Source organism: Sphingopyxis sp. JAI128 (assembly GCF_014207235.1).
Classification (GTDB): domain Bacteria; phylum Pseudomonadota; class Alphaproteobacteria; order Sphingomonadales; family Sphingomonadaceae; genus Sphingopyxis.
In genome coordinates this window covers 216,733-230,331 of the sequence record NZ_JACHDA010000002.1, presented here as the reverse complement: position 1 = coordinate 230,331, position 13,599 = coordinate 216,733, and the positions used below count along the sequence as shown (strand labels likewise).

General features: G+C 65.3%; 11 protein-coding genes and 2 pseudogenes. 5 read left to right on the top strand and 8 right to left on the bottom strand.

What is annotated here, in order from left to right:
* Window positions 1-184 precede the first annotated feature (184 nt).
* Complete coding sequence (locus tag HDC35_RS05040) at window positions 185-631, bottom strand: carboxymuconolactone decarboxylase family protein (protein WP_184644342.1); 447 nt, start codon at window positions 629-631, stop codon at window positions 185-187.
* Window positions 632-953: 322 nt separating this feature from the next.
* Between HDC35_RS05040 and HDC35_RS19815 the strand changes: the two are divergent.
* From HDC35_RS19815 to HDC35_RS05025, 3 genes and pseudogenes are all read left to right on the top strand, one after another.
* A pseudogene (locus HDC35_RS19815) lies at window positions 954-1,610 on the top strand (TonB-dependent receptor plug domain-containing protein); the annotation flags it as partial.
* 790 nt (window positions 1,611-2,400) lie between these two features.
* Window positions 2,401-3,414: pseudogene (locus HDC35_RS19810) on the top strand (ABC transporter permease); the annotation flags it as partial.
* Window positions 3,411-4,673, top strand: a complete 1,263-nt coding sequence (locus HDC35_RS05025; protein ID WP_184644339.1) for a DUF3526 domain-containing protein — start codon at window positions 3,411-3,413, stop codon at window positions 4,671-4,673. The pseudogene HDC35_RS19810 and the gene HDC35_RS05025, both read left to right, overlap by 4 nt.
* Window positions 4,674-4,794: 121 nt before the next feature.
* On the opposite strand, the gene HDC35_RS05020 is transcribed toward HDC35_RS05025, so the two are convergent.
* The 4 genes from HDC35_RS05020 to HDC35_RS05005 all read right to left on the bottom strand — a co-directional run bounded on the left by HDC35_RS05020 (window position 4,795) and on the right by HDC35_RS05005 (window position 6,861).
* On the bottom strand, window positions 4,795-5,076 hold the full coding sequence (locus HDC35_RS05020) for a hypothetical protein (RefSeq protein WP_184644337.1): 282 nt from the start codon (window positions 5,074-5,076) through the stop codon (window positions 4,795-4,797).
* Window positions 5,077-5,253: 177 nt separating this feature from the next.
* Window positions 5,254-5,859, bottom strand: a complete 606-nt coding sequence (locus HDC35_RS05015; protein WP_184644336.1) for a DUF1826 domain-containing protein — start codon at window positions 5,857-5,859, stop codon at window positions 5,254-5,256.
* A complete protein-coding gene (locus tag HDC35_RS05010) occupies window positions 5,856-6,464 on the bottom strand; it encodes a Fur family transcriptional regulator (RefSeq protein WP_184644334.1) in 609 nt (202 codons plus the stop codon). Before HDC35_RS05010 ends, HDC35_RS05015 begins: the two co-directional genes overlap by 4 nt.
* Window positions 6,454-6,861 (bottom strand): MerC domain-containing protein, encoded by a 408-nt coding sequence (locus tag HDC35_RS05005; RefSeq protein WP_184644332.1) that lies wholly within the window; start codon window positions 6,859-6,861, stop codon window positions 6,454-6,456. Before HDC35_RS05005 ends, HDC35_RS05010 begins: the two co-directional genes overlap by 11 nt.
* 87 nt (window positions 6,862-6,948) lie before the next feature.
* Here HDC35_RS05005 and HDC35_RS05000 point away from each other — a divergent pair, with 87 nt between their 5' ends.
* The gene (locus HDC35_RS05000) at window positions 6,949-9,036 is read left to right on the top strand and encodes a TonB-dependent receptor domain-containing protein (RefSeq protein ID WP_311770715.1); all 2,088 of its coding nucleotides are present in this window, start codon (window positions 6,949-6,951) and stop codon (window positions 9,034-9,036) included.
* Window positions 9,037-9,098: 62 nt separating this feature from the next.
* Here the strand turns inward: HDC35_RS05000 and HDC35_RS04995 are convergent, their stop codons facing one another.
* From HDC35_RS04995 to HDC35_RS04985, 3 genes are all read right to left on the bottom strand, one after another.
* Complete coding sequence (locus HDC35_RS04995) at window positions 9,099-9,881, bottom strand: class I SAM-dependent methyltransferase (RefSeq protein ID WP_184644329.1); 783 nt, start codon at window positions 9,879-9,881, stop codon at window positions 9,099-9,101.
* Window positions 9,882-9,974: 93 nt separating this feature from the next.
* Window positions 9,975-10,742, bottom strand: a complete 768-nt coding sequence (locus tag HDC35_RS04990; RefSeq protein ID WP_260397538.1) for a hypothetical protein — start codon at window positions 10,740-10,742, stop codon at window positions 9,975-9,977.
* Between the two features lie 145 nt (window positions 10,743-10,887).
* Window positions 10,888-12,228 carry an MFS transporter gene (locus HDC35_RS04985; protein ID WP_184644328.1) on the bottom strand — a complete coding sequence of 447 codons (1,341 nt, stop codon included), beginning with the start codon at window positions 12,226-12,228 and terminating at the stop codon, window positions 10,888-10,890.
* Window positions 12,229-12,397: 169 nt separating this feature from the next.
* On the opposite strand from HDC35_RS04985, the gene cyoA reads away from it, so the two are divergent.
* Window positions 12,398-13,582: a ubiquinol oxidase subunit II gene (gene cyoA / locus HDC35_RS04980; RefSeq protein WP_184644326.1), complete on the top strand. Its 1,185-nt coding sequence runs from the start codon at window positions 12,398-12,400 to the stop codon at window positions 13,580-13,582.
* Window positions 13,583-13,599 lie beyond the last annotated feature (17 nt).

The window sequence follows — 13,599 nt, the reverse complement described above, 5'->3', positions numbered from 1 at the left end:
GCCCTGGACATCGAAGGCGGCGCCCTTCGACGAGAGAAAGTCAGCTTGGCAAGCGGTGGCGACCGCAGAGCCCCGCGCTCGCGCGATGGTTGCTTTCGAGGGTTGCCCCGAAAGCGGTCGGACCGCTGCCGGCCAATCGAAGCGGTTGGAGGTATGAGCCGACCGAGACCGATCCACTGCCTGATCAGGGCTTCGCCGCGACCGGTAGGCGGAAGGGTGCTCCCAGTCTGTTGAAGGCGTTCATCGCCGCAATCGCGATCGTAAGGTCAACCAGGTCTTTCGGCTCAAAGGCAGCGGCAGCCGCGGCATAGGCTTCGTCGGAGGCATGGGTCTCGCTGATGCGCGTGACTTCCTCCGCCCATGCGAGCGCCGCGCGATACTGGTCGGGAAACAGGTGCGGGACTTCGTTCCAGACCGGGAGCAGGGCGATCTTGTCGACCGGCATTGTTTTCAGAAGGTCGCGCGTGTGCAGATCGATGCAATGGGCGCAACCGTTGATCTGAGAGACCCGGAGAAAGACGAGGTGGATCAGTTCTTCCGGGAGGGCGGTGCTGCTGGTGACGTAATGGTGTACGGCGAACAGCGCTTTCGCTCCAGCTGGAGCGACTGCGGACCAATTCAAACGATTCATCTTGTCTTCCTTTCTTTGCGCCGGCGTTGGCGTCACAATGTCTGACGAGCGGCAACGGCAAACCGTGACATCGCGCCGATAAAATTCGGGACGGCGGCGCGAGATGGACGAGCGTAATCGGCTCTCCAGGTCAGATCCGCGAAACCGCACTCAACATTGCCGCGACACGGCGAAGCCGATGATCCCGCCGTTCAAAGCGGTAGCGAGCCGCACCTCCACCGACGGCCAGCACGTTCCTCTTTGAGCCCGCAATGGCCGTTCGCGACAACGACATCATTGTCGCCGGCGTCCGCCCAGCGCCAGCGCAGCCATCGACGCTGACATGACGATGGCCCGTCCGCGGCGAGACATCGTCGGCACTCGCGCCAAAATGGGCAGGATCGGGGGATTTGGGGGTAATTTTGGTCCCCCGGAAATCATCCTTCCGAGTGTGATGCGCCGCGGGGGGATGGCACCCCGCCCAGATCGTCGCGCCAGGCGCATTGACATGATACGATATATCATTAAGTCGCGGCGAGCACGCAGGATTGGGAAGCGCATGATCAGAAACCTAGCAGTCGGGATGGCCTGCGCCTCGGGGCTTTCGCTTTCGCCCGCCGACGCTCGCGCCCGGGAAGCGGGCGCGCCGGACCGTGAGCTGATGGTCACGGGTCAGCGACAAGCCTATCGGGGCCTCGTACCGATTACCGATATCCCTCAATCCATTACGCTGCTGAATGAAGAGCGTTTGGAGGAGGGGCAGATCACGCGGCTGGCGGACGCGCTGGACCTTTCTTCTTCGGTCGCCCGGCAGAATAATTTCGGCGGTCTCTGGGAAAGCTTTGCAATACGCGGACTGGTCGGCGACGAGAATAATCCGAGCGGCTATCTCGTCAACGGGTTCAACGCAGGCCGGGGATTCGCGGGGCCGCGCGACATTTCGGGAATTGAGCGGATCGAAATACTCAAGGGCCCCAACGCGGCCTTGTTCGGCCGCGGCGAACCGGGCGGCGGCATCAATCTGGTCACCAAGCGGCCGACTGGCACCTTCGCGGCCAAGCTCGAGGGAAGCTACGGCAGTTACGACTTCCGCCGTGTCGAGGGCGATATGAACTTACCCGCGACCGATTTCGCCGCAGTGCGGTTCGTCGGATTCTATGAGGCCGCCGATAGTTTCCGCGACACGATCAAGACCGAGCGTTACGGCATATTTCCTTCCGTCCTGTTTCGTTTCGGTCCGAGCACCAGCCTGATCTACGAACTGGAGGCGACGCGTCAGGAGGTGCCGCTCGATCGCGGCGTTTTCGCCCTGGGCGACAATCTGAAAACCGTGCCGCGGAGCCGGTTCCTCGGCGAACCCGGTCTCGGCCCGAACGTCGCGACCGCGACCGGCCACCAATTTTCCCTGCAACATGATTTTTCGGCGGACTGGAGCCTGCTCGTCGGCATCGGCCTGCGCGATACCGAGCTCAAGGGAAGCTCCGCCGATGCCGAGCTCGCCGCCCCCCGGCAGCGTCTCTTCGTCGATGGCCGCAGCCTGACCCGCGAGGTCCGCTATCGCGAATATGATGGCGATCATCGCGTGTTCCGGGGCGAATTGAGCGGACGGTTCGACAGTCGGTTCGGCCTGCATCATGTGATCGTCGGCGCCGATCGCGATATATTCGAAAGCGACCTCTTCGTGCTCGGCTATCGGGCGCCGCTGCTTTCGACCTCTCCGACGGCGCAGCAGGGTTTCGAGATCGACATTCTCGAGCCCGTCTATGGACGCTTTCCGGTTCCGACGCTCAATCTTCCTCGGCTACGGTGCGCTTGCGCGCGAGACCGAGCGGGGCACGCTTCGGCTGCTGATGTTGCAAGGTGTCAGTCGCAGGCAGGTCGTTGGTGGCAAGTTTCTTGCGCTGGGAACGGTCGCGATGCTTGCGGGGCTGCCGGCGATGATCGGCTTCGTCTTGATCGCGGGGCAGCCCGGCGCCCTGGCCCTGCCGATGCTGATGATCGCGGTCGGCTATTTCGCGTATCTGGCGTTGTGGGTCATCGTCATTCTGCTTGTTTCGGTCCTGGTTCGGCGGAGCCGCGATGCCTTGCTCGCGCTCGTCGCGCTGTGGGCGGTTCTGGTCGTGCTGTTGCCGCGCGTTGCGCCCGACGTTGCAAATGCCGCCATCCCGCTCGAGAACCGGTTGCAGACCGACGTTGCGATCGCGCGCGACCTCCGGCAGATGGGCGACAGCCATAATCCCGACGACCCTCACTTTGCCGAATTCAAGCAAAAGATTCTCGATCGCTATGGCGTCAAGCGGGTCGAGGATCTGCCCGTCAATTATTCGGGCGTGCTTGCGATCGAAGGCGAGCGGATGTCGTCCGAGCTGTTCGACCGTTATGCGAGCGAGAGTTACAGGGCGCAGGAAAGGCAGAATAGTCTGGTGGAAGGGGCCGGGCTTCTCAGCCCCGCGATCGCGATCCGCTCGCTCTCGATGGCCGCGGCGGGTACCGATTTCGCGGGCCACCGCCGCTTCCTCGAACAAGCGGAAGCCTATCGCTACAATCTGGTCCAGCGGCTCAACCGGCTTCAGGCCAATAGCGTCCGCTACGCCGACGAGCGCGCCGAGGATGCCGACGCCGACCGCCGCAAGCGTGTGGCGGCAAGCAATTGGACGGCCATGCCAGATTTCGCCTTCCGCGCGCCCACCGGCACGGATCTGGCGCGCGGCGCGCTACCGGGCCTTGCGATCATCCTCGCTTGGCTGGCCGCTGCGTCGGTTCTCCTCATTATCTCGACACGTCGCCTGGGAGCCCGCCGATGAGCCTCGTCGCGCACGAACTTCGCCTGCTGCTTCGGCAACGTCTCACCCTGATTGCGCTTGCGCTGCTCGGGCTGCTTACCATCGCGGCGCTTGGAGCCGGAATGATGGAGGTCGGCCGCCAGCGGGCCGCCATCGCGGCGATTCCGGCGGCCCAGGCCGAGGATATCGGTGCGATCGCGGCCTGGATCGACAAGGACAAGAATGCCGGGCAGGCCGCCTATTACAGCTTCCATCCGACCTGGGATCCTCCCGCGCCGCTCGCCTTTGCCGCGCTCGGCATGCGCGATGTCGCGCCCTATATGTTGCGCGTGCGCTCGCTGGGTCTGGAAGCGCAGATATACGACGGCGATACCTTCAACCCCGAACTGGCGCTGCCGGGACGTTTCGACTTCGCCTTCGTCCTCGTGTTCCTTGCGCCGTTGTTCGTGATCGCGCTGTTTCACGACCTCGTCTCGAGCGAACGCGAGGCCGGACGCGAGCGGGCGCTCGAAGCGCTGGCGAAGGGCGGGCGCGCCCTGTGGCGCCGGCGGACATTGCTGCGGCTGGCTCTGCTCTGGCTGATGCTGGCGCTGCCGTTCACCGTCGCGGCCGCCATCGAGGGCGTCGCGGCTCCCGTGATCATCCTCTTGCTGTTCGTGATCGCCGCCTATCTCCTCTTCTGGATCGGGCTCGCTGCGCTGGTTGCGCGGTTGCGCTTGAGTTCGGTCGCCAATGCGGCGACGCTGGCCGCTACATGGCTGATCCTGGTGCTGATTCTGCCCACGCTCGCCAATGTCGCCATCAATCAGGCGGTGCCGGTGAATCAGGGCGCAGAGATTGCATTGGCGCATCGCGAAATCGTGCATGCCGCATGGGAAACGCCGCGCGAGGAAACGATGCGGCGCTTCTACGCCAATCATCCGCAATATGCCGACTCGGCCCCGCTCGGGATCAAGTTTCATTATAAATGGTATCTCGCTTTCCATCAGAATGGCGACGAGAGCGTGGCGGAGCAGGTCCGCGCCTATCGCCACGGGCTGGAGACGCGCGACGCCGCCGGGCGGGCGCTCGGCTGGGTGCTACCATCGGTCGGCGTCCAGGCGTTGCTGACGCGGCTTGCGAACACCGATCTTGCCGCGCAGATCGCCTATCAGGACCGTATCCGGGCGTTCCACAAGCGGCTGCGAACTTTCTACTACGGCTATCTTTTCTATGATCGCCCGTTCGGGAAAGCCGATTTCGACGAGGCGCCGAAGTTCGAGGATCTCCCGCAACGCTGATCGAATCGTCCGCCGCCAGGTGCCCGTCCCTGGCGGCGGAAGGGGATCAGAAGTGTTTCGTGAAGGCCAGTTCGACGCCGCGAGGGGCGCCGACGAACACGAGACACGAGGCATAGCCCGACTAGTCGGCATAAAAGGCATTGGTGAGATTGCGCCCGCGCAGCGTCAGCGTCCCGATCGTGTCGTCGTAGAGCGAGCGGAACAGGCCGCCGCGCACCAGCCAGTCGGCGCCCGGCGCGACCGAGAGCAGCAGGCCCTTCAGCGCCGCAACGCTGTGGTAGTCGGCCCGGCCGGGTCCGTCGTAGCGGCGCTGCGGGACGCGCGGGGGCAGATAGGCGCCGGCGGGAATATAAAGCGGCCCCGCCTCGTCGCCCCGGACCTCGGACCGTGAATAGAAGGGCATGATCTCGATGTCGGGCGAAGGGCGCCAGCGCAGGATGCACCCTAGTTGTGCCAAAGACTGTCGGTGCCGTCATAATAGCTGTTGTATCAGTTCGCCCTCGAACGGCAGCATTGCCAGCATGGCGGCCCCGACAAGCAGGCCGTAACGATGGTACATAAATCCCGCTGTCGGTGAATGTCAGTTGGCCGGTCTTTCCGGGCTGATGGTGAGCAGCAGTCGTTCCTCGCCGGTGCCGGCGATCGGTGGCGAACGATGGATTGCGGCGCGTTCCTCGTCCCAGTTTCGCCCCTTGAGGATCGCGACGTCGCCCGCGCGCATTTCGCGCACGTCGTGCGGCGCGGCGCAGTCGCAATTCCCGGCGCTCTCGCCGTCGAGCCATTGCGTTCCGCGCCCGGCATAGGTGGTGATGAGCCGCGCAAGGACATAGTCGGCGTGGAACTTGCGGCATGCATCGCCGGTGATCCGGTCGAGCCTGATGTCGAGCCGGTCGATACGCATGATAGAGGCGAAGCGGGAGGCGAGATCGACGATATCGGCCTCCAGCGCGGCGCGGATGCCGCCGGCCGGATAGCCGGCGGCTTGCGTCGCGTGCGTCAACGCCGCCGCCAGATCGCCGATGTCGCTGGTCATCTGGATCGGGAGTAAACGGGACGAGAGCAGACCCGCGAAGGCCGGCTGTACGGTACGTTCCCAGATGGCGATCGAGATGTCGGGATCGCGGATCGCGGCGAGGCTCCCGGCATTGCCCGCGATCAAAACGCGAGGAAATTGGAGCATCATCATGCAGGCGTGCCTTCCAGAAGCCGGGTCCGACCGGATTTTTCGCTTTCGGCGGCAATTGGGGGATCGGTCCCTGCGATGCCGAGCGCCGATCCCCCGGCAAGCGAAAGCAGCGCGAACAGCATCGCCATCCCGCGCACGCGTCGCATCGGCGGCGCACCCGCACGTCGCGCGCGGCATTCGGGGCAGAGCCCCGACACTTCGAGAATCGGGGTCGCCGGTTCGAAGCCGCGCGCGCGGCATAGTTGGTCCAGTTCTTCGGCGAGGTCTTCGGTCTCGAATGACGTGACGGACCCGCAGTTCTTGCACACGGCGAACCCAACCTTGTCGTCCTGCGCCGGCGTATAGGCCGACAGCAGTTCGACGCGGCGCACTTCGCCGCGTTCGAGCAGGCGATCGAGGATGCGATAGACTTGGTTAGGCGCGAGCGGAGACCCGGCCTGGCGGCTCTGCCGCGCGATCTCGTATGCGCCGAGCGGGTGATTGCTCGCGTGCAACTGGTCCATCACGCAGCGATCGAGATCGGCGGGCTGGCGATAAACGAGCGAGGCGCCGGATGCCCGGTCTGTCTCGCGTCGCCAGCCGTCGGCAAGCAACTCAGGTCGCATGGCGGCGCAGCCTCCAGTTGATCAGATGTCCGGCGATGAGAAGCAGGCTGCCCGTGATGGTGATCGCGATCGACGCGCCATGGTCGATGCCGGGGAAGAGCGCGACCAGCAGGCAGCCGATGCCGGCGGCGCCGAACAGCGCCGGACGCACCTCGCCATGGCGACGAAAGCCGAGCGCGAAGGCGAGCAACGCGAAGGGCGCCGCAAGGCCGACCGCGACATAATGAAAAGCCTCGGACCGCACGAAGGCGTCGGCGGCGGTGGGAAGCAGGACAAGCAGCAGCGGCAGCGCGAGGCAATGCATGAGACAGAGCAGCGAGGTCGAGAGCGCTGCGCTCTCGACGCCGTCGGCCGCGCGGACTGTCGATCGAGAAGGTTTGGGAAGAGCGTTCATCATCGAATTTCCAGAGTGAAAACCAAAAACTATTGAGTCATGATATAACATATCCTATAGGGCCTGCCTCTCAAGATGAAAGGGGTTTTTGTGACTTTTCGTGCTCTTCTGTTGTCCGCTGCCGTTCCGGTTGCCTTGCCGCAAATCGCCATGGCTGGCGAAATCCTTCCCGCCGAGAACCGGAAAGCCGCCTCGACCGCCTTCATGCAGGCCGGGACGCGCGCGGACCCGGAGATCGTCGTGACCGCAACCGTGCTGGGACTGAAAGCCGACGAGGCCGCGACCCCGGTAATCACCCTGTCGGGCGATGAACTGGTCCATCGCCGTCAAGCGACGCTCGGCGATACGCTGGCCGGCCAGCCCGGCATAAACTTCGACAATTTCGGTGGCGGTGCAAGCCGGCCGGTCATTCGTGGGCAGACCGCGCCGCGCGTTCAGGCGCTGTCCGATGGCGCCAGTATCCACGACGCGTCGGCGATCTCGCCCGACCATGCGGTGACGACCGAGCCGCTGCTGCTGCGCGGGATCGAGGTGCTGCGCGGCCCGTCGGCGCTGCTCTATGGCGGCAGCGCGATCGGCGGCGCGATCAACCTGCTCGACGAGAAAGTCCCGACGTCGATCCCCGACGGCGGCGTCGCGGGCATGGTCGAGGGCCGCCTCGGCACCGCCGACGACGAACGCTCGCTGGTCGGCGGAATCACCGTCGGCGGGCAGGGGTTGGCGCTCCGCGTCGAGGGGGTCCACCGCTCGTCGAACGATTATCGCGTGCCCAAGGGGTTCGGTGAACGCCATGTCGACGGGTCGTACAACGACACATCAACCTTCACCGTCGGCGGCTCATGGGTCGGCAGCGGCGGCTATCTGGGGGTCGCCTATACGCGCCAGCGCAGCGAATATGGCCTGCCGGGGCACGCCCATGAATATGAAGACTGCCACCCGCACGGCAGCAGCCTGCACTGCGGCGGCCACGGCCATGACGACGAGGATCACGACCACGGCCATGATCACGATCATGAGCATGAGGACGTGCCCTTTGTGAAACTGCGCAGCGAGCGTTTCGATATCCGCAGCGAATATGAAGATCCGCTGCCAGGCTTCGACAAGGTGCGTTTCCGGCTGTCGTTCACCGATTACGAGCATGACGAGATCGAGCATGACGAGGTCGCGACGACGTTCAAGAACAAGGCGCACGAATTGCGCTTCGAACTGGCGCACAAGCCGATCGGCCCGCTGCGCGGTGCCTTCGGGGTCCAGCATTCGGAAAGCCAGTTCAGCGCGCTCGGCGAAGAGGCGTTCCTGCCCGAAAGCGAGACGCGGAGCACCGCGCTGTTCCTGATGGAAACGCTGACGGCGGGGCCGGTGCGTTTCGAGCTGGCGGCGCGACAGGAATGGCAGAAGATCGCGACGACCCTGAACCGCGAGGTCAGCCACAAGCCCTTCTCGATCTCGGGCGCGGCGGTCTGGGACATCGGCGGCGACTATTCGCTGGCGCTGTCGCTCGCGCGCTCGCAGCGCGCCCCGAATGTGCAGGAGCTTTATGCGCGCGGCATCCACCTCGCGACCAACACCTATGAACTCGGCACGGCGACGCTGGGCAAGGAGACGGGCAGGTCGGTTGACCTGACCTTCCGCAAAACCAAAGGGGCGACGACCTTCACCATCGGCGCCTATCATCAATCGTTCGACGACTATATCTTCGCCCACACGCTCGACCAGTTCGAGGACTTCCGTCTCATCCGATATGAGGCGGCCGACGCGACCTTCACCGGGGTCGATGGCGAAGTGCGGCATGATTTCGGCGATGTCGGCGTGTCGCTGTTCGGCGATTATGTCCGCGCGAAGTTCAAGGACGGGCTCGGCAATCTGCCCCGCATTCCCGCCGGCCGGCTCGGCGCGCGCGCCGACGGGCGCTGGGGGGCCTTGTCGGGCGACGTCGAATATTATCATGTCTTCGAGCAGGACCGGATCGCGGACTTCGAGACACGGACGCCGGGCTATGACATGCTCAACGCGACGCTCGCCTACAAGATCGATCTCGGCCCGAAGGCCGATACCGAATTGTTCGTGCGCGCGACCAATTTGACCAACGAGCTTGCCTATAGCCACGCGTCGTTCATCAAAAATGCGTCGCCGCTGCGCGGGCGCAATTTCGTCTTCGGACTGCGGACCGGCTTTTAGGCCAAAGGGGGCGGCCGGAAGGAGGGGCGTTCAGTCCCGCGCCCCTCCTTCCGCCGAATTTGTCACGCGGGTTCGGCCGCCAATATATAGTCAAAGCCGTGGCGCAGCCCGTTCGCGCTGGCGACAAGCGCCAGCGCTTCGGCGCGCAGTGCCTCTCCGCGCGCGGCAAGCATCTTGGCGAGGCCCCGGTCGGCGATCTTGGCGAGCCGCGGGGCGCACATGTCGATCTGGCTGTTCACGAAACGCTCCTTGTAGCGGTTCGCGTATCGCTTGGCGGTAATGACGCGGTACCCGGACGCCTCAAGGTGATCGACCGCCCATTGCGACGGATATTCGCGATAGGGCTGTTCGCCGGCAAGCAGCAGGCAGGCGTCGCGAAACCGCCCGATCTCCCAGACGAGCCGCCCTTCCGCACTGTCGGGTTCGCCAACGACATAGGGCTCGAGCCCGACGACATAGAGCCGCCGTCCAACCAGCGACCGCAGCCGCGCGAAAAGCCGGTGTTGGAAATAGGGGGCAAAGCCGTCGATCGCACCGAGCAGATAGTCGGCGAGAACGGTGTCGTACCGCTCGCCCGCGAGTAGCGCGGGATCGGCCCAGTTGCCGACGACGATCCGGTCGGCCGGCCGGCGCTTTGTTACAATCGCATCGGCCGTTTGCGCGGCATGCGCTTCGGCGCCGCTCACCGCGGTCCAGCGGTCGGTCGCGAGTGATCCGACCCAGCCGATCGAATGCGTGCCCGTGCCGGCGTCGAGGAACGCTCCCCACGGGCGATCGCCGTGGATTCTTTCGATTTCGCGGAAGAGTCCGGAAGCGGGCGGGCGGAGGTCGGTACTCGGCGGCATCGGAAATGATATAAGATATCATTCCGTCCGATCCAAGGCGAAAATGGCCGCCATGCATGGGGTACGCGGGCACCGCAGCCGGCGGGGCCAGGCCTAGCCGCGCCCGCTGTGGATGTCGTAATCGATGCGAATGCGCACCCACGCGCCGACCTGCGATTTGCCGCCGATGCGCGGCGGGCGCACCCTGAACTGCCAGGCGGCCGCCAGCACCGCGCGGTTGATCTGCGACCCGTTCGGATATTCGTCGAGCGCGACGCAATCCTCGACGCGGTAATCGGACACGGTGCGGCAGGCGATCAGCCCCCAGCCGGGCCCGCTCGCGGTCGACAGATAGCCGCTCAGCTCGTCATCGCTCGGTTCGCGGTACCAGCGCGCCGCATAAAGTGCCTCGCCATTCGGTGCCGTTCCCACCCGTTCCGAATCGGCAAAGGATGACGAGCGGCTGCCGATGATATTCGGCGGGCCGTAGACGCGCCCGCTCGGGGGGCGTGTCGCGCCGGGCGGGGGCGGCGGTGCCGCGCTCGGCGGCGGAATCTTCGGTGCGGCGGCGGGCGCGGGCGTTGGCGGGGGAGGCGGCGCGGCGGCCGGCGCGGTGGGCGGCGGCGTGATCGCCGCGTCGCTCGGTTCGGGCGCGCTGTCGGCTTCGGGCGCGGGATCGGGCGCGCTGCCCGCTTCGATGCTCACGACGCTCATGCTCGCCTGCTTCTCGATCGGCGGCGGTTCGAGCCGGAACGACAGCAGCAGGACCAGCATCAGCGCCGGGATCAGCAGCGACAGGGCGATGGCGAGCGCGCGGCGGCCCATCCCGATGCTGAGCTGTTCGTCGTGGGGAGTGGCTGGAACGGGATTCAGCGGAAACAATCTTTGACGAAAGGCGTGCGCTGGTCAGGCTGCCCGGAACAGGAAGCGCGTTGGATAATGGCGCGCCGCGGCTTTGACAAGCACGCCACCTTCGATCCCGTCGATCGTGAACAGGCCGGCTTCGCCGGCCCCACACTGTCCGCGATCAGTCGATGGTGCTTGCGAGTTCGCGGTTGAGCCACAACGCGACGAGCGTGACGATCGCGCCCGAGAGCAGGTAGCCGCCCGCGGCGATCAGCCCGAACTGGCTCGACAGCCACAGCGCGACCATCGGCGCGAAGCCCGCGCCGAACAGCCAGGCGAGGTCCGAGGTGAAGGCCGATCCGGTGTAGCGGTGGCGCGGCTGGAAGTTCGACGACAGCGCGCCCGAAGACTGTCCGAACGAGAGGCCGAGGAGGAGGAAGCCGAGGATCATGAAGGTCGCTTCGCCAAGTTCGCCCGCATCGAGCAACTGCGGCGCAAAGCCGCTGAACGCCGCAATCGCGGCGGCGGTCGCGGCGAGCAGCGTGCGGCGCCCGATGCGGTCGGCAAGATAGCCCGACGCGACGATCGCGCCGACCCCGAACACCGCGGCGATCGCCTCGATCATCAGGAAGCGGACCGGGGTCTCGTCAGTGAAGAGGAACACCCACGATAGCGGATAGACGGTGACCATGTGGAACATCGCAAAGCTGGCGAGGGGGGCGAAGGTGCCGATGACGATCGTCTTCCATTCCGACCGCACCGTTTCGAGCAGCGGCGCGGGCTGGAGCGCGCGGTTCTCGAACAGTTCGGCATATTCGGGGGTCACGACGATGCGCAGCCGCGCGAACAGCGCGACGACGTTGATTGCGAAGGCGACGAAGAAGGGATAGCGCCAGCCCCACGCTAGGAAATCCTCCGCCGGCAGCGCGGCGATCAGGAACATGAAGAGCAGGCTGGCGACGATCAGGCCCAGCGGTGCGCCGAGCTGCGGAATCATCGCATACCAGCCGCGGCGGTTTTCGGGGGCGTTGATCGCGAGCAGCGAGGCGAGACCGTCCCACGACCCGCCGAGCGCGACGCCCTGGCCCATGCGGAACAACGCGAGCAGCAGCGCGGCGCCGATACCGATCGAATCATATCCGGGCAGGAAGGCGATGGCGGCGGTCGATCCGCCGAGCAGGAAGAGCGCGATCGTCAGCTTGGCGCCGCGGCCATAGGCGCGGTCGATCGCGGTGAAGATGATCGTGCCGACGGGGCGCGAGACGAAGGCGAGGGCAAAGATCGCGAAGGACCAGAGCGTGCCCGTCAGCGGGTCGAGGTGCGGAAAAACGAGCTTCGGGAACACCAGCACCGACGCGATGGCATAGACGAAGAAGTCGAAAAATTCGGACGTCCGCCCGATGATGACGCCGATGGCGATCTCGGCGGGATCGATGCGGTGGCTGCCGCCGTCATCGTCGGCGCCGTGGAGGGCGCGGGCATCGCGTTCGGCCTCGGTGGTGGGGACGGTGTCGGCAGCCATGGTAACAATCCTTGAGCTGGCGCCGTCGCTTGCGCAAGATGCGGCGGCACGAGTCGGTCATAAGGCAAAATTGCCCCGAATGAAAATGCCCCTGCGCGATGAAGAGCGGTCGCGGGATTGGACAAAATGTCCTATGTGCAGTGCAGCAATGGAGGGTTAGGCGCGCATCATGCCAAGCAATCTCCCCCGTTTTCCCGCCCGATTGCGGCTCGTGCCGCTGCTCGCCGCGCTGCCTCTATTGTCGGGTTGCGGGCTGGTCGTGCTCGATCCCGCGGGGGACGTCGCGCGCCAGCAAGGCGATCTGATCGTCCTGTCGACGGTGCTGATGCTGCTGATCATCGTGCCGGTGATGGCGCTGACGATCTTTTTCGCATGGAAATATCGCGCGTCGAACAAGGAAGCGACCTACAAGCCCGACTGGGACCATTCGACCCAGCTCGAGCTTGTCATCTGGTCGGCGCCGCTGCTCATCATCATCTGCCTCGGCGCGGTGACGTGGGTCGCGACGCATCTGCTCGATCCCTATCGCCCGCTCGCGCGCACCGGCCCCGGCCAGCCCATCGCGGCCGAGGTCAAACCGCTCGACGTGCAGGTCGTCGCGCTCGACTGGAAATGGCTGTTCATCTATCCTGAACAGGGGGTCGCGACGGTGAACGAGCTCGCGCTACCGGTGAACCGCCCGGTGCGGTTCCGGATCTCCTCGTCTTCGGTGATGAACAGCTTTTACGTGCCCGCGCTCGCGGGGCAGATCTATGCGATGCCCGGCATGGAGACCAAGCTGCACGGCGTATTCGACAAGACGGGCGACTATACCGGCTTTTCGGCCAATTATTCGGGCTGGGGCTTTTCCAACATGCGTTTCGCGGTGAAGAGTCTGCCGACGGGCGAGTTCGACCAATGGGTTGCCGCGACCAAGGCGTCGGCCGAAGGCGACCTTAGCCGCGATACCTATCTGAAGCTCGAAAGGCCGACGCACAAGGAACCCGTGCGACGCTTCGCCGCGAGCGATCCGCAACTGTTCGACGCGGTCGTCAACATGTGCGTCGAGCCCGGCAAGATGTGCATGCACGATATGATGTCGCTCGATGCCGCCGGCGGCGCGGGCATCGCGGGCATCGGCAATGTCCGGCAGGTCACCTATGACAAGTTCGCCGCACGCGGCACCGTCGATGTCGCGCGTTGGGGCATGCGCTATGTCGCGGCTTATTGCAGCGCGCCGGTGATGCCCGCCGATCGCCCCGACGCGAAGCCGGTCGCCTCCGAGAAATTGAAGGGCGAGGGGCTGCCCCACCCGGGCCGGCCCGACCGCACGGCGCTGCGCGCGCCCGCCGCCGCCGACCGCCCGCTGTCCTGAACGAGCCCGAGATCATC